The sequence below is a fragment of the bacterium genome (assembly GCA_026708055.1).
Lineage (GTDB): Bacteria > Actinomycetota > Acidimicrobiia > Acidimicrobiales > CATQHL01 > VXNF01.
The window spans coordinates 15,170-32,251 of record JAPOVS010000054.1; the positions used below are offsets into that span (position 1 = coordinate 15,170).

At 70.8% G+C, this 17,082-nt stretch carries 10 protein-coding genes; 9 read left to right on the plus strand and 1 reads right to left on the minus strand.

The window, feature by feature from the left end; genetic code table 11:
* Positions 1-105 precede the first annotated feature (105 nt).
* The 8 genes from OXG55_11625 to OXG55_11660 all read left to right on the plus strand — a co-directional run bounded on the left by OXG55_11625 (position 106) and on the right by OXG55_11660 (position 13,862).
* Entirely contained in the window at positions 106-711 is a 606-nt protein-coding gene (locus OXG55_11625) for a 5-formyltetrahydrofolate cyclo-ligase (protein ID MCY4103886.1), read from the plus strand.
* 82 nt (positions 712-793) lie between these two features.
* Positions 794-2,134 (plus strand): Trk system potassium transporter TrkA, encoded by a 1,341-nt coding sequence (gene trkA / locus OXG55_11630; protein ID MCY4103887.1) that lies wholly within the window; start codon positions 794-796, stop codon positions 2,132-2,134.
* A complete protein-coding gene (locus OXG55_11635) occupies positions 2,131-3,654 on the plus strand; it encodes a hypothetical protein (protein ID MCY4103888.1) in 1,524 nt (507 codons plus the stop codon). The genes trkA and OXG55_11635 overlap by 4 nt, the downstream gene beginning before the upstream one ends.
* Positions 3,651-5,192, plus strand: a complete 1,542-nt coding sequence (locus tag OXG55_11640) for a TrkH family potassium uptake protein (GenBank protein ID MCY4103889.1) — start codon at positions 3,651-3,653, stop codon at positions 5,190-5,192. Before OXG55_11635 ends, OXG55_11640 begins: the two co-directional genes overlap by 4 nt.
* 231 nt (positions 5,193-5,423) lie before the next feature.
* Positions 5,424-10,013: a glutamate synthase large subunit gene (gene gltB, locus OXG55_11645; protein MCY4103890.1), complete on the plus strand. Its 4,590-nt coding sequence runs from the start codon at positions 5,424-5,426 to the stop codon at positions 10,011-10,013.
* Between the two features lie 21 nt (positions 10,014-10,034).
* Positions 10,035-11,498, plus strand: a complete 1,464-nt coding sequence (locus tag OXG55_11650; GenBank protein ID MCY4103891.1) for a glutamate synthase subunit beta — start codon at positions 10,035-10,037, stop codon at positions 11,496-11,498.
* Positions 11,499-11,536: 38 nt separating this feature from the next.
* The gene (locus tag OXG55_11655; GenBank protein MCY4103892.1) at positions 11,537-13,360 is read left to right on the plus strand and encodes an MFS transporter; all 1,824 of its coding nucleotides are present in this window, start codon (positions 11,537-11,539) and stop codon (positions 13,358-13,360) included.
* Positions 13,314-13,862, plus strand: coding sequence for a DNA-3-methyladenine glycosylase 2 family protein (locus OXG55_11660; protein ID MCY4103893.1), 549 nt, complete (start codon positions 13,314-13,316; stop codon positions 13,860-13,862). The genes OXG55_11655 and OXG55_11660 overlap by 47 nt, the downstream gene beginning before the upstream one ends.
* Before the next feature lie 832 nt (positions 13,863-14,694).
* Here OXG55_11660 and OXG55_11665 read toward each other — a convergent pair.
* Positions 14,695-15,612: a glycerophosphodiester phosphodiesterase gene (locus tag OXG55_11665; GenBank protein ID MCY4103894.1), complete on the minus strand. Its 918-nt coding sequence runs from the start codon at positions 15,610-15,612 to the stop codon at positions 14,695-14,697.
* Between OXG55_11665 and pyk the strand changes: the two genes are divergently transcribed.
* On the plus strand, positions 15,572-17,053 hold the full coding sequence (gene pyk / locus OXG55_11670) for a pyruvate kinase (GenBank protein ID MCY4103895.1): 1,482 nt from the start codon (positions 15,572-15,574) through the stop codon (positions 17,051-17,053). The two genes, OXG55_11665 and pyk, sit on opposite strands and share 41 nt — an antisense overlap.
* The last annotated feature ends 29 nt before the right edge of the window (positions 17,054-17,082 follow it).

Sequence of the window (17,082 nt, forward strand, 5' to 3'; positions counted from 1 at the left end):
GGACCCTGCGGTCCGGCCGCTTCGCGACGCCCGGCTCGCCGCCGCCGGGGCGGCCGGGGCGCGGTTGAATCATCCGGACGCCGTCACCTCGCTAGAGTTCAATCGGTGGAGGTGTCCACACGACAGGCCCTCGCGCGACGTGAACGCCGCAGCCTTCCCGGTGACGTGCAGGCACTGTCCAGCCTCGTGCTGGCGGAGCACCTGTGGGGGATCCCCGAGATGCACCCCGCGCGCGTCGTCGCCGCGTTCATCGCCGACGACGGCGAGGTCAGCCTGTGGCCGGTGGTGGCCCGGCTGTGGGCCGACGGGGTGACCGTCACCGTGCCGGCGATCGATGATGCCGACGACCTGATGTTCGTGCGCTGGGAGAGGGGGGCGGACCTGGCGCCGGGCCGGTTCGGGATCCCCGTGCCGCCCCACGGCGAGCCGGTGGGCGTGGCGGGCCACGACGTCATTCTGGTGCCCGGCGTGCTCTTCGGGCCGGAGGGCGCCCGTGCCGGTCGCGGCCGCGGCTACTACGACCGCGCTCTGGCCGACCGGCATGCCCCGCAGGAGCCCGCGGCCCCGGAGGGTCCCCTGCTGGTGGGGATCGGCCACGTCTGCCAGTGGGATCCCGAGTTGCGTCGCAGGCCGCAGGACGTGACAGTGGACGTCTTCGTCTCGCCGGCGGGCGTGCGCCGCTTCCAGCGCACCTCGGCACCATGGAACTGACTCCCGGGATCGAGGCTCCGGAGCCGGGGGCCGAGCCGCCGCATCCGGGGGCCGGCGACGGCGACCGCAGGAGGCAAGGGCGATGAAGGTGGTCATCGTGGGTGCGGGCGAGGTGGGGTCGTATCTCGCTGAGCGGCTCACCAAGGAGAACCACCACGTGGTCGTGGTCGAGCAGGACTTCGAGCGCGCGCACCACGTCGAACAGCACATCGATGCCCACGTGGTCCCGGGGAGTGGCAGCCACCCGGATGTCATGGCCGCTGCGGGGATCGACAGTGCCGACCTTCTGGTGGCTGTCACCACCGACGACGAGGTCAACCTCGTGGCGTGCATGCTGGCCCGCCAGGCAGGTGTGGGCCGGAGGATTGCCCGCATCGAAGCCGCCGCCCTGCGGGCGCCGGGAGCCTCGGAGCTGCTGCGGGCGGCAGGGGCCGACGAGGTGATCGATCCCGACGAGGAGACCGCAGCGGAGATCCTCCATCTCCTCGAGTACCCGGGAGCGAGCGAGGTCAACATGCTCGCCAACGACCGGGTCACCGTCATCGGCACCGTCCTGGGTCCCGACTCCGCGCTCGTGGGTCGGCCCCTCTCGGAGAGCTTCGCCCCCTTCGGGACCGACTGGGAGTTCCTCATCGGCGCCGTTTCCCGAGGCGACCGGACGGTCATACCGCGCCGGGACATGGTGCTGCGGGCGGGCGACGTCGTGCGGATCGTGGACCTGGGAACGGCCTCGAACCAACTCCGCCGGCTGCTCGGACTGGAGCACGGGCGTCCCCACCGGGTGATGATCCTCGGCGGAGGCCGCACGGGGGAGATGGTGGCGAGGCGGCTGGTCGAGATGCACGCCGACGTGTGTCTTGTGGAGAGGGATCCCGAACGCGCCCGCGAACTTGCCGAATCGCTCGACGACGTCCTGATCCTCGAGGGCGACATCACCGATGCCGAACTGCTCGAACAGGAGCGGGTCGATAATCAGGACGCGGTGATCGCGGTCACCGGCAACGACGAGGACAACATCCTGGCCTGCCTGTACGCCAAGTCGATGGGAGTGCCCGAGACGATCGCCCTGCTGCACCGCCTGGAGTTCCTGCCGCTGCTGCGCACCCTCGGCATCGACGGTGCCCTCTCGCCGCGCACCGCCTGCGCCAACGGTGTGATGCGGATCATCCGCGGTGGCGTGCAGGTCGCCACCTACCTCGACATGGACGTGGAGGTGCTGGAGTTGACCGTCGCCGACGGCAGCAGCGTGCACGGGCAGCGGATCAGCGATCTCCACCTGCCGAAGGAGGTTCTCATCGCCGCCGTGGTCCGCGACGGCACCTCGATGATCGGCCGCGGCCATACAGTCCTGCAGGCGCAGGATCACCTCGTGATCTTCGCCCGCCCCAAGGCGGTCGCCGCAGCCCGCAAGCGGTTCGAGTGAGAGCCGCGGCGGACCCGCCGCTCAGGCACGGCTCCTCCGGCGCCCGGACCCGTCCCCGGCAGCGAACCGGCCTGAGCCTCTGGGCCGCGGCCTGGGCGGCTGTCGCCTGCGCCGCGGGCCTCGTGCTGTCGGGCCTCGTGGGGCTCGCCGAGGCCGGCGAGGCGACGGCACTGCTGTGGCTGGGAGTCGGCTGCGGCGCCGTGGGCGGAGTCGGGGTGCGCCGGGCGCGGCCGCCTCAAGATCTAACCTCGACGGCGACGTTCGTCGCCGTCAGCAGCGCCTGGTTGACGATGATCGTCATCTCGGTGGCGGCGTATCTGGCCACCGGCACGACAGGATCGCTGCCGGACGCCATCTTCGAGTCGGTCGCCGGCTTCTGCACCACCAACCTCAGCGTGCTGGACGGACTCGAGTCTCTCCCGGCGGGAGTGCTGTTCTGGCGGGCACTCACGCAATGGCTCGGCGGGTTCGCCGCCCTGGCGCTGATGAGCGCGGTGTTGCCCCTGCACGCCCCGGCGCTGGTGCTGCCGGGTGACGGCGGGGCGCTGCCCGACCGGGCGTCGGCTCCGCCGTTCGGTACGCAACTGCGCCGCCTGGCCATCGTCTACTGCACCCTCGGGGGGCTGTGCACCGTCGCCTACGCGGCCGCCGGCATGGGGGCGTTCGACGCCTTCAGCTATGCGTTCACGACCGTCTCCACGGGAGGCTTCGGCAATCACGACGGTGGTCTGGCCCACTTCGACTCGGTTGCGGTGGATGCGGTTGCGAGCGTGTTCATGGCACTCGCCGGTGTGAGCGCGGTCACCCTCTGGTGGGCGGTGCGAGGCAGGTTCCGGATCCTCCGCCGCTCCTTCGAGCTGCGGGTCTACCTCCTGGTGCTCGCTGCGGCGATTCTCGTCGTGACCGCGTGGACCTGGGACGGCCGCGGTCCGGAGGCGCTGCGGAGCGGTGCCCTTGCCGTCACGGCCGCCATGAGCAGCACGGGCTTCGAGGCCGTCGCCTGGTCGGACTGGGCGTGGGGGGCACAGATGCTGATCGTGACGCTCATCGCCACCGGTGGCATGGCCGGAACCGCCGGCGGCGGCTTCCGGATGCGCCGCGCCATCGCCGTGGCGCGGTACGCCTACCGGGAACTCGTCACCGAGATCCACCCCCACACGGTGCACGTGGTGAAGATCGGGCGCCGGTCGGTGGGGGAGAGATCCCTGGCCATGCTCAACGGCTTCCAGGTCCTCTTCGCGCTCTCGGTCGCCGCCGGGGTCTTCGCTCTGAGTCTCGCCGGCATGGATCTCTGGGCCGGCGCCGGCGCCTCGATCAGCGCACTCGCCACGATGGGACCCGCCCCCGGTGCTGATCTGACCGCGCTCGGCGGCGCGGAGCAGGGTGTGCTTGCGGTCCTCATGCTGCTGGGCCGCCTCGCCTTCTTCCCGCTCGTCGTGGCGACCGGCTGGGCTCTGGTCGGCGCCCGCCGTCTGCTGCTGCCGGCCGAAGGACCCAACGGCCGCAGGGAATCACCATGAGGCGCGCCCTGCGTGAGAGGGCCGAGTTCCCGCTCATCCCCCGTGCTCGCCGTCGTGAGAACCTCTCGCTGCACGTCGTCGGTCTGGCCCTGCTGTTCCTCGTGCCCGGGATGCTCGTGGCCACGCTCGTCGAGTGGGCTTCGGCGAACTCCGACGGCGAGCGGGCACTGCTGACCGCCGCCCTCATCACGGCCGGGGTCGGAGTGACCCTGGCGTTCGGGTTCCGGCCTCCCGACGACGTGCGGCCGACCGACACCTTCCCGGTCGTGGTGTGGACGTGGCTTTCCTGCTCGCTCCTCGGGGCGCTGCCGTACGTGCTGGATGCCGACATGTTCGGCTGGGCGCACTGGGACTCGGCGTTGTTCGAGGCGATCTCCGGTTTCACCGCGAGCGGATCGACAGTCCTGGTCGACATCGAGACGCACGGCCGCGGGATGCTGTTGTGGCGGCAACTCACGCAGTGGTACGGCGGCATGGGCATGCTCGTGCTGGCGGTGAGCGTGCTGCCCCTGCTCGGCGTGGGGGGGCAGGAACTCATGCGCGCCGAGATCCCCGGTCCCGAGAGCGACCGGCTGGCGCCGCGGATCAGCGGCACGGCCAAGCGCCTCTGGGCGGTCTACGCCGGACTCACCGTGGCGATCGGGGTCGCACTCTTCGCGGTGCCCGGCGTGGGGCTCTACGACTCCGTCGCCCACGCCCTCACGGTCGCCGCCACCGGAGGGTTCTCGCCCTACGGCGCCTCGGTCGGCCACTTCGATTCCCTGGCGGTCGAGTTGATCGTCGCCTCCGGGCTGATCGTCGGTTCCATGAGTTTCAGCCTCCACTACCGGGCCGTGCTCGGGAACTTCGGTGTCTACAGGCGCGCCAGCGATCAGATGCTCTTCCTGAAGATGCTCGCCACCGCGACAGGGTTGGTGACGCTGCTGCTCTGGCTGCGCCAGGGTGCCCCGTTCGGGCTGTCGCTGCGCGACGGCTTCTTCAACGTCGTGACGCTCGCCTCCAGCGGGGGATTCCACAACATCCGCCCGGGTGGGCTCGGGGATTTCGCGGCTTGGGCGCCACCGGCGCAGGTGGTGCTGGCCGTCCTGATGCTGATCGGCGGGGGAGCGGGCTCGACATCGGGCGGCATGAAGGTCTTCCGCGGCCAGATCGCCGCCGCGCACGCCCTGCGGTCGGTGCGCCAGGCCCGCCGCCCCCGCTCGGTGTTGCCCATCAAGCTCGGCGGATCCGTGATTCCCGAGCGCATCGTCGGCCGGGTGCTGGGCTACGGAACGCTCTTCATCATCACCTTCGGGGTGGGCACGATCATCGTCTCCGCCCTCGGCGCCGAGCCGGTCACCGCCGCCTCCGGCGTGATCGCCGCCATGTCCAACATGGGCCCGGCGTTGGGCGAGGCCGGGCCGGCCTCGAACTTCACGGCCTTCACCCGGCCCGCCCGCCTGGTGCTGGCCGCACTGATGCTCGTGGGCCGCCTCGAGATCACGGCCGTCTTCCTGGGCGCCGCGGTGATCCTGCGCCGCCTGCACCTGCGCCGCTAGGGAGCAGCAGCGGTCCGGCCCGGGCCGCCCCGCGCCCGGCGGCCGGCTCTTGGCCCCGCAGGGGCCTCTCGGTAGGATGGAGTCCCCAGTGGGAACCCCACAGGGGATCGGCCGCCGACGAAGTCGGCCGGCTCGGGCGCGCCGACCAGAGCATCTCCCGTCACTCGCGCGCCCGAACGGACAACCCCCACCGAGGGTACGAGACGAGACACGATGCCCATCACGACCGATCTGCCGCCGCCTCAGGGCCTCTACAGCCCCGCGTTCGAGCACGACTCGTGCGGGGTGGGTTTCGTGGTGGACCTGCAGGGCCGGGGGAGCCACCGCATCGTGGAACTGGCTCTGCGCTCGCTGGGGAACCTCGAGCATCGCGGCGCCCTCGGCGCCGAGGTCAACAGCGGCGACGGCGCGGGGATCCTGGTCCAGGTGCCCGACGCCTTCTTCAGGGCCGTCGTGGACTTCGAACTGCCCGCCCCCGGCGGCTACGCCACCGGGATCGCCTTCCTGCCGAATGACCGGGCGCGAGCCACCGAGGCCTGCGCGGTCGTGGAGCGGATCGTCCGCGACGAGGGCCTGCAGGTCCTGGGTTGGCGAGAGGTCCCGACCGATCCGAGCATGCTCGGCACCGGCGCGCGGCGCACCATGCCCCGCTTCCGCCAACTCTTCATTGCCGGCGACGGCGCCGCGGGCATCGACCTGGACCGCAAGGCATACATCTGCCGGCGCCGGATCCGCCACGAGATGGACCCCGACACCACCCGGACCAGCGGCGAGATGCTCGGGTCGATGAGCCTGGCGCACGAGGGGGTCTACTTCCCGAGCCTTTCGGCGCGCACCTTCGTCTACAAGGGGATGCTCGTCGTTCCGCAGTTGAGCCAGTTCTACCCCGACCTGCTGGACGAGCGGCTCGGTAGCGCGCTGGCCATGGTGCACAGCCGTTTCTCCACCAACACCTTCCCCTCCTGGCCCCTGGCCCACCCCTACCGGATGATCGTGCACAACGGTGAGATCAACACCGTCCAGGGCAATCAGAACTGGATGCGCGCCCGCGAGGCGCTCCTGGCCTCGGAGCACTTCCCGCCCGGCGCCCTCGAGAGCATCTTCCCGATCTGCACCCCCGGCGCCAGCGACACGGCACGCTTCGACGAGTGCCTGGAGATGCTCTGCCTCGGCGGCTACTCGCTGCCGGAGGCGGTGCTCATGATGATTCCCGAACCATGGGAGAACCACGAGTCCATGGCGCCGGAGTTGAAGGCGTTCTACCGCTACAACGCCTCGCGCATGGAGCCGTGGGACGGTCCGGCCTCGATTGCCTTCACCGACGGCACCGTCATCGGGGCGGTCCTGGACCGCAACGGCCTGCGCCCGAGCCGGTACTGGGTGACCGACGAGGACCTCGTGGTCATGGCCTCGGAGGTCGGCGTGCTGGACGTGGCGCCGGACCGCGTCATCGAGAAGGGCCGGCTGCAACCGGGGCGGATGTTCCTGGTGGACACGAGCCAGGGCCGCATCGTGCGCGACCACGAGATCAAGCACGACCTCGCCACCGCCCGCCCCTACGGCACATGGCTGGAGGAGAACCAGATCCGCCTGGCGGACCTGCCGGCGGTCTCCGCGGGTCGCAGCGCCGCCGAGCCTCTGCTGCGGCGGCACCAGTTGACCTTCGGCTACACCCACGAGGAGCTCCGGATCCTTGTCGCCCCGATGGCCCGGGACGGCAAGGAGGCGCTCGGGTCCATGGGCACCGACACCCCGGTCGCCGTGCTGTCGAAGCGCTCGCGGCTGCTGTTCGACTACTTCCAGCAGCTGTTCGCCCAGGTGACCAACCCGCCTCTGGACGCTATCCGGGAGGAGATAATCACCTCGGTCTACGGCTGGCTGGGACCGGAGGGCAACCTGTTGGACCCCCGGCCGGAGTCCTGCCGGCAGATCCTCATCGACCACCCCGTGCTGACCAACGAGCAACTGGCCCGCCTGGTCGACATCGATCACGTGAACCCGGCCTTCCGCACCGCCGTGATCGATTGCCTGTATCCCGTCTCCGAAGGCGGTCCGGGGTTGCGCAGCGCTCTGGACCGGATCCGCGCCGAGGTCAGCGAGGCCATCGCCGGCGGCGCGAACCTGGTCGTGCTGTCGGATCGCTTCAGCGACGAGACTCTGGCGCCGGTGCCGTCACTGCTGGCGGTCGGAGCCGTCCACCAGCATCTCGTGCGCGAGCGCAAGCGCACCCAGGTGGGGCTGATCTCCGAGTCCGGCGATGCCCGCGAGGTGCATCACATGTGCCTGCTCCTGGGGTACGGGGCGACGGCCGTCAACCCGTATCTGGCGCTGGAGTCCGTCGCCGACCTCATCGCGCAGGGCGCCCACGGCCTGAGCCCCGACAGCGACGTGGCCGAAGCGCACCGCAACTACATCAAGGCCTGCGACAAGGGGATCCTGAAGGTCCTCTCGAAGATGGGCATCTCCACGGTGCGGTCCTACGTCGGGGCGCAGATCTTCGAGGCGGTGGGTCTGGGTCACCGGCTCGTCATGGACTGCTTCGGTGGCACGATCAGCCGGCTCGGCGGCATCGGCTACTCGCACCTGGCCCGGGAGGTGGAGTTGCGCCATCGCCTGGCCTACGCCCCCAACGAGGTCGAGCGGGCGCACCGCGACCTCGAGCTCGGCGGCGAGTACCAGTGGCGGCGCGAGGGGGAGTACCACCTCTTCAACCCCGAGACGGTCTTCAAGCTGCAGCACGCCACGCAACAGGGTCGCTTCGACATCTTCCGGACGTACTCGCAGGCCGTCGACGAGCAGTCCCAGAACCTGGGAACCCTGCGGGGCCTGTTCCGGCTGCGCACCGAGGACCGAGAGCCGGTCCCCCTGGGGGAGGTGGAGCCGGTCAGCGAGATCGTGAAGCGGTTCGCCACCGGCGCCATGTCCTACGGCTCCATCTCCGCCGAGGCGCACGAGACCCTGGCCATCGCCATGAACCGCATCGGGGGCAAGTCGAACACCGGCGAGGGCGGGGAGGACCCGCGCCGCTACGTGCGCGACCCCAACGGCGACTACCGCCGCAGCGCCGTCAAGCAGGCGGCATCGGGCCGCTTCGGCGTCACCAGCCAGTACCTCGTCGAGGCCGACGACATCCAGATCAAGATGGCCCAGGGCGCCAAGCCCGGTGAGGGCGGCCAGCTGCCGGGACACAAGGTGTGGCCCTGGATCGCGCAGGTGCGCCACTCCACGCCGGGGGTCGGGCTCATCTCACCGCCGCCGCACCACGACATCTACTCGATCGAGGATCTGGCACAGCTCATCCACGACCTCAAGAACGCCAACCCCCGGGCCCGCATCCACGTGAAACTCGTCTCGGAGTTGGGGGTCGGCACGGTGGCCGCGGGCGTGTCGAAGGCACACGCCGACGTGGTCCTGATCTCCGGCCACGACGGAGGGACCGGCGCCTCGCCGCTGACCTCCATCAAGCACGCCGGCACGCCCTGGGAGTTGGGCCTCGCCGAGACGCAGCAGACCCTGCTGCTCAACGACCTGCGGGACCGCATCGTGGTGCAGGTGGACGGGCAGCTGAAGACCGGTCGCGACGTGATCATCGCCGCGCTGCTGGGCGCCGAGGAGTACGGCTTCGCCACGGCGCCGCTGGTGGTCATGGGCTGCGTGATGATGCGCGTCTGCCACCTGGACACCTGCCCGGTAGGGATCGCGACCCAGAACCCCGACCTGCGCGAGAAGTTCGCCGGGCGGGCCGAGTTCGTCGTCAACTTCATGGAGTTCGTGGCCGAAGAGGTCCGGCGGACTCTGGCGCAGCTGGGCTTCCGGAAGCTGACCGAAGCGGTGGGCCGGGCCGACCTGCTGGACGTGACCGGCGCGGTCAACCACTGGAAGGCCGAAGGGCTGGATCTGAGCCCCATGTTCCACATGCCCGCGGTGGCGCCGGGCAGCCACCGGTACTGCGTGAACGAGCAGGACCACGGCCTGGACCGGGCGCTGGACAACGAGCTGATCCGGCTCGCCGCCCCGGCGCTGACCGAGCGTGAGCCGGTGCGCATCGATCTGCCGATCAGCAACGTGAACCGCACCGTCGGCACCATGCTGGGCTACGAGATCACCCGTCGCTGGGGCCCCGACGGCCTTCCCGACGGCACCATCGACGTGCGCTTCGAGGGCTCGGCGGGCAACAGTTTCGGCGCTTTCGTCCCCCGGGGCGTGACATTGCGGCTCTTCGGCGACGCCAACGACTACCTCGGCAAGGGCCTCTCCGGGGGATGCATCGTCGCCCGGCCGCACCGCGCGGCGCGCTTCGTGGCCTCCGAGAACGTGCTGGCCGGCAACGTGATCCTCTACGGCGCCACCGGCGGCGAGGTGTTCCTGCGCGGCGTGGTGGGGGAGCGGTTCTGCGTGCGCAACTCGGGCGCGATCGCCGTGGCCGAGGGGGTCGGCGATCACGGCTGCGAGTACATGACCGGCGGTCGGGCGGTCATCCTGGGCCCCACCGGTCGCAATTTCGGTGCCGGCATGTCCGGGGGAATCGCCTACGTCTACGATCCCGACGGCACCTTCCCGCTCCGTGTGAACCGGGAGATGGTGGACCTCGACCCGATGGGCGAGGAGGACCGCGCCTGGCTCACCGAGCGTCTGCGCCTGCACCACGACGAGACCGAGTCGGAACTCGCCGGGCGGCTGCTGGCCGAGGGGGACCACCACCTGGAGATGTTCGTGAAGGTCATGCCGAAGGACTACAAGCGGGTGCTGGAAGCCACCGAGCGCGCCGCACGGACCGGCAGCGACGCCCAGTCGGCCGTCATGGCCGCGGCGCACGACTGAGGATGTCGACGGAGGCCGGACGTGGGTGACCGCACCGGCTTCATGCGCCACGGCCGCGCCGTGCCCGAGCGGCGTCCCGTGCCGGTTCGGCTGCGGGACTGGCGCGAGGTGTACAAGCCCTTCGGCCTCGAGGCGGTGCGCACGCAGGCCTCGCGCTGCATGGACTGCGGGATCCCGTTCTGCAACAGCGGCTGCCCGCTCGGCAACCTCATCCCCGACTGGAACGATCTCGTCTACCGGGACCACTGGCGGGATGCCATCGAACGGCTGCATGCCACCAACAACTTTCCCGAGTTCACCGGACGGCTCTGCCCGGCGCCCTGCGAGGCGGCGTGCGTGCTGGGAATCAACGAGGATCCCGTCACCATCAAGCAGGTCGAGGTGGAGATCATCGACCGGGCCTGGGAGGAGGGATGGGTGCGCCCCATCCCGGCCGCCGAGCACACCGGTCACAGCGTGGCCGTGGTGGGTTCGGGCCCGGCCGGGCTGGCCGCGGCCCAGCAACTGACGCGCGCCGGCCACGAGGTGGTGTGCTTCGAGCGCGACGACCGACTCGGCGGGCTGCTGCGCTACGGGATCCCCGAGTTCAAGATGGAGAAGCGCTTCCTGGACCGGCGCCTGGACCAGATGTCAGCCGAGGGCACACGCTTCGTGACCGGTACCGAGGCGGGAGTCGACATCTCCGCCGGCGCGTTGCGCGAGCAGTTCGACGCGGTCGTCCTGGCGGGCGGCGCCACCGCTTGGCGGGATCTGCCCATCCCGGGCCGTGAGCTGCAGGGCATCCACCAGGCGATGGAGTTCCTGCCTCCCGCCAACCGGGTCGTCGAGGGCGACCTCCTGAACCACCCCTTCCCGGCCACCGGCAAGGACGTGATCATCGTGGGTGGGGGAGACACGGGAGCGGACTGTCTCGGCACGGTGCACCGCCAGCGCTGCGCCTCGGTGCAGCAGTTCGAGATCATGCCCCGCCCGCCCGACGAGCGCGCCGCCAGCACGCCCTGGCCCACCTGGCCGCTGATGATGCGCACCTCCGCGGCGCACGAGGAGGGCGGTGAGCGGCGCTACGCCATCGGTACCCAGGAGTTCGTGGGCGACGGCGACGGGCGGGTGGCGGCGCTGCGCACGGTGCGCGTCGACCAGAAGTCCGACAACGGCGCCATGAGCTTCGAACCCGTCCCCGGCACCGAGGAGAACCATCCGGCCCAGCTCGTCCTGCTGGCGCTGGGTTTCACCGGACCCGAACGCTCCCGCCTGCTGGAGGATCTCGGTGTGACCTTCGACGCGCGTGGCAACGTGGCCCGCAACGACCACTGGATGACCAGCGTCGACGGAACCTTCGTCTGCGGAGACATGGGGCGAGGTCAGAGCCTTATCGTGTGGGCCATCGCCGAGGGCCGCTCCTGTGCCGCCGCCGTCGACCACTGGCTGGAGGGTCGGACCTTCCTGCCCGCGCCGGTGACGCCCACCGATCAACCGCTGCGCTGACCGGGCCGCGCCGAGCCGCGCCGCCGGGCACACCCGCAATGGAGCTCTACCGGCAACCCGAGGTCCACCGGCGCCGCTGGTGGCTGCTGGCGGTGGTGAGCCTCGGCCTGGCGCTCGTGATCATGTCGATCGCCGGGGTCAACGTGGCCCTCGCCAGCCTGCAGCGCGATCTCGGCGTGAGCCTGGCCGTCCTGCAGTGGATCAACAACGCCTACACGCTCGCTTTCGGCGGGCTGCTGCTGACCGCGGGCGCCCTCGGTGACCGTTACGGGCGCAAGGGCGCGCTCGAGTTGGGCCTGGTGATCTTCACAGGCGCCGCCTTGCTGGGCGGCATGGCGACGAACGCGGCCGTGCTGCTGGTCTCACGGGCGCTCATGGGACTCGGCGCCGCCTTCATCATGCCGGCCACGCTGTCCATCACGACGAACGTCTTCTCGCCGCGGGAGCGGCCCAAGGCGATCGCTGTCTGGGCGGGCGTCGCCAGCGCCGGCGGCGCGCTCGGCCCGCTCCTGACCGGCCTGCTGATGACCGGCTGGTGGTTCATCCCCCCCGGCGGTTGGGAGATGGCGTTCCTCTACAACGTTCCCATCGGCGCCGCGGTCCTCGTGGCCGCCGCGCTCTGGGTGCCCAAGTCGAGCGACCCGGAGGCCGCCCGGCTGGATCCCCTCGGGGCGCTGACCTCGCTGGTGGCGCTGAGTGCGCTGCTGTTCGGGCTCATCGAGGGGCCCGAACGGGGCTGGACCTCCCCGCTGGTGGTCTCCGGGCTGGTGACAGCGCTGGTCACCGGGGCGGCGTTCGTGGCGTGGGAACGGCGCAGCGCGCAGCCGATGCTGCCGCTCTCGCTGTTCTCCGAGCCCCGCTTCACGGTGGGGGCAGGCGTCAACACGATGTCGTTCCTGGTGCTCATCGGCTTCTGGTTCCTGCTGATCCTGTATGTGCAGTTCGCCCTGGGCTACAGCCCGCTGCAGGCCGGGCTGACGACCCTGCCCGAGGCGGCCAGCGGCATGCTCACAGCCCCGCTCACGCCGAGGCTGGTCAGCCGCTTCGGCGCCAGGCGGGTCATGGCCGCCGGCTTCGCCACCCTCACCGTCTGCTTCGGTCTGCTGTCACTGGTCGGTCCGACCACGAGCTACGGCTTCCTGGTGGCGCCGATCGCCCTGGCGGGCGTGGGGCTCAGCCTGACGACGGTTCCGGCGACCAACGACATCATGGCCGCCACGCCGCTCGCCAAAGCGGGGGTGGGCTCGGCCGTCAACGACGCCACCCGGGAGATCGGGGCGGCACTCGGCATCGCCACTCTGGGCACGCTCTCGGCGGTTGTCTATCGCCGCAGCGTCGACGTGGCCGGTCTGCACGAGGCGCTGGCGGGTGCGGCCGCCGACTCGCCGGGCGCCGCACTGGAGACGGCGGCCGGGTTGGCGGCTGCGGGGGAGCTGCCGGCCGGCCGGGTGGAGGCAGTCGCCGCCGAGGTGGCGGGGGCGTTCAGCCGGGCATTCGCCCTCAGCATGTCGGCCGCGGCGGTCCTGTCGGCGCTGTGCGGCCTGGGGGTCCTGTTCGCCCGGCGCGGATCCGCCGACAGGCGGCGTCCGGACCACCGCGAGGCTGTGGGTGATCCCGCCGCCGATGTGGGGGGACGGCGGCCGGCGAGGACTGAGGAACGGGCTCGGATCCGCCCGCCGGGCGCTGGACTCCGGTCTCCGCCGGAACCGCGGCGGGGCTTGGCGAGCGGTGTCGTAGCATCCGACCGTGCCGCGCGTCGGCCTGCGGGAGGCCAGCGAGGAAATAGCCCGCCGCAGCCCCGAGATGGCGCGCCTGATGGCCCTGCACGGCCCGTGCCGGCTGGGGCGGCGGCCGCGGCGTGACGCCCGGTTCGGCTCGCTGGCCCGGTCGATCGTCTACCAGCAGTTGGCAGGCGCGGCGGCGGGCGCCATCTGGGCGCGCGTGCTCACCGTCCTCGACGGCGCCTGCAGCGCTCGCGGCATCCTCGAGGCCGGACCCGAGGCGCTGCGGGCCGCCGGTCTCTCGGCGGCCAAGACGGCCTCCCTGATGGATCTCGCCGAACGCGATCTGTCCGGCGATCTGGCGCTCGAGAGCCTCGGACGCCTCGCGGACGACGCCGTTGCAGCACGGCTCACCCGGGTCAGGGGCGTCGGCCCGTGGACGGCCGACATGTTCCTGCTGTTCACGCTGCACCGGCTCGACGTCTGGCCCACGGGCGATCTGGGGGTGCGCAAGGGTTGTGCCCTGGCGTTCGACCTGCCCGAAGTGCCTGCTCCGGCGGTTCTCGAAGAGTTCGGCGAGCGGTTCCGGCCGTACCGGTCCGTGGCGGCCTGGTACTGCTGGCGGGCCTGCGAGGCCACCTGAAACGGCGAGGCCCCCAGCGACTCGTCGGCTTGCGCCGGCCGGCTTCCGAGGGCACCTAAGCCATTAGCGGATAGGCTCAGACCAGGCGCTTTGCAGTCGACTACAGCGGCGCGAACCGTGTCGCCGGAGCCTGGATTCCGGCCTTCGCCGGAATGACGAGAGTTCGCGGATCGGACTCTCAGTCGGTGATGGCCGCCTGTCCGCCTATCCGCTGACGCTCTAATCCGAGGCAACTGAAATAGCGAGGCCCCGATGAAATAGCGAGGCCCCGAGTAGCTTTCCGGCTTGCGCCGGTCGGCTTCTCGGGGCCTCCGTTCGAATCGTCTCCAGCGGCCGAGCCACCCCGCAGAGGTGGCCCGCCTCCTCCGACCCGTCCCGGTCTCTACCGATGGCCGCAGCCTCCGGCGGTTCCGGTTCGGTTCGGAGCAGACCCGCCTGCCTTGCGGCCGGCGGACCCGCTATCGGTTCCTGTTTCCAGGTCCCAGCGGAGCCGATCCTGGCCGAACCCTCCGCCCGCCTCCGCCGGAGCCGCTTCGCACCGGTTTCCCGGTTCGCTGCGTTTCCTGCGGGCTCGCCTCCTCGCGGCAACGAGCAAGGCAGGTGATTCGGTTGAGTGTGAGTTTGGCAAGGAGCCCGCGGGCGTGCAATCGCGAAATGCCCGAATCGGGGGAAATCCCCAGAATTTCGCGAGAAATCCCCAGTTCGACCCACGCTGTCAACAGGGTTGCAGACAGTTGTCAACGAAGTGCTCAACAGGCGTCGCTCAACAGGCGTCCAGCGCGTGGTGGCAGACTCGCCGTCCTCACCCGGGCGCGAGGCTCCTGAGGTGACCTCACCAGGCGTCGCGTGCCTGCAGGACCCGCCTCAGGACGCTCGGTCTGTCGGTCATCAGGCCGTCCACCCCCAGATCCAGCAGCTGATGCATGTGGTCGGGATCGTCCACGGTCCACACGTGGACCTGCAGCCCGCGGCGATGCGCTGCCTCCACGAACTTGCGGTCCACCAGCCTCCGCCCCTCGATGTGGGCCGGCACCTGCACGCAGCCGGCGGCGCCCGCCAGAGCCGGGACGGGGACGCCGCGCGAGTCCAGCCACAGCCGCGCCACGCCGAGCGGCCCCAGACTCCGGCAGACCGCTGGGCCCAGGATCCTGCCCAGGCGCGCGGTGCGGCGGGCCTTGAACGAACCGAAGCAGACTCGCTCGACCATTCCCAGGTCACGCACCAACCGGGCCAAGGGTTCCACGACCTCGTCGCACTTCGGGTCGATGTTGAAGCGAACCGATTCCCAGGCGCCCAGAACGTCAGCCAGGCGCGGCACCGGTTCGCTGCCGTGGACCCGGGCGGTGGAGACCTCCGCCCAGTCGAGCTCGGAGATCCGGCCGCCGCGGTCGGTCAGGCGGTCGAGGATGGGATCGTGGAAGGCCACCATGACGCCGTCGGCGGTGAGCCGGGCGTCGGTCTCGAGGTACCGGAACCCCAGGCTCACCGCCCGTTCGAATGCGGCGAGGGTGTTCTCCGGCGCCTCGTGACCGCCGCCTCGGTGCGCGAAGGCCAGAGGCCCGTCATGTCGCAGGTATGGCGCCGCCTCGGAGATGGCGCGGAGGTTAGCGAGGCCGGTAGCCTGCTGAGGAGATGAGAGGTCGAGGTCGCTTGTGTGCGCACCGGTGTGTGCACGACCCCGACATCCGCCGGGTTTTGAGACCGCCGCGATGATCGGCGACCGGCGGCGCACGAAGATCGTCGCCTCCATCGGGCCCGCCTCGGAGAGTCCCAGAGTGCTGGCGCGACTCATGGGCGCCGGCATGGACGTGGCCCGCCTCAACCTCTCCCACGGGTCGCTCGAGGCCGCACTCGAGCTCTACGAACGCATCCGCCGAGTGGCTCGGTCAGAAGGGCGCGAACTCGGCATCCTGGCCGATCTGCCCGGCCCGAAGATCCGCGTCGCACCACTTCCCCGGGGCGGTGCCATGTTCGAGCAGGACGCCGAGGTGATCCTCCGGTCGGGACGCACGGGCAGCGACAGCCGGGTACTCGAGGTGGACTACGAGCGCCTGCTCGACGACGTGCAGGTCGGGGACCTCGTCGGTCTGGCGGACGGTCAGATCCTCATCGCGATCCAGTCAGCCGGCGAGGCCGAGCTGCGCGGTCAGGTGCTCCACGGCGGGTTGCTGCGCGGCCGGCCGGGGTTCTACATCCCGGCCGATCGGCTCAGCCTCGCCACGCCGACCGATCGGGATCTCCGCTACGCCGAGGCACTCGTCGAGGCCGGCGTGGACTTCATCGGCATGTCGTTCGTGCGAGGTCCCGATGACCTGCATGCCCTCGGAACCGCGCCACCGCCGGCCGGACCGCTGTTGATCGCCAAGATCGAGACGCGACCCGCCGTTGAGAACATCGACGCCATCATCAACGCCGCCGACGCCGTCATGGTGGCTCGCGGCGACCTGGGCATCGAGTTCCCGATCGAGTATCTGCCCCACCTGCAGAAGGACATCATCCGACGCTGCATCGCCGGCGGTCGCCCCGCCATCACCGCCACGCAGATGCTGGAGTCCATGATCGAGTCGCCGGTGCCGACCCGCGCGGAGGCTTCCGACGTGGCGAACGCCGTCTTCGACGGATCCAGCGCTGTCATGCTCTCCGCGGAGACGGCCATCGGCGTCGACCCGGTCGGGGTCGTCACCACGATGGCGCGGGTCGCGCAGGAGGCGGACCTGCGCTTCGACCACACCGGCTGGGCCCAGCACATCACGCAACTGCACATGATCAACCCCGACCAGCGGTCACTGTCGGTCACCGACGCCATGACAACGGCGGCCTCCCGGGTCGTGGAGGAGGTCGATCTGGCGGCACTCATCTGCGTGTCCGGCAGCGGCTTCACGGTCCGCTCCATGACCCGGTTCCGGCCACGCGTCCCGGTGCTCGGCTTCAGCGCGGACCCCCGGACGGTGCGCCAGCTGACGCTGAGCTGGGGGGTCGAGCCCGTCTGCCTGGCCAGCGAGGTCGCCTACGAATCGCGCGTGGCCGACGCGGTGCAGGCCGCCACCGAGCTCGGCCACGTCCGCGCCGGTGATCTCGTCGCCGTGCTCGCGGGCATCAACCCGGCGATGCGCAGCACCGACGTGCTGCGGCTGCTGCAGGTACCGGAAGATCCGGGAGAACTCCGTCGCGCCCCCCAGCCGGCGCGATAATGCGGTCGACAGCCAGATGAGCCGGCGGG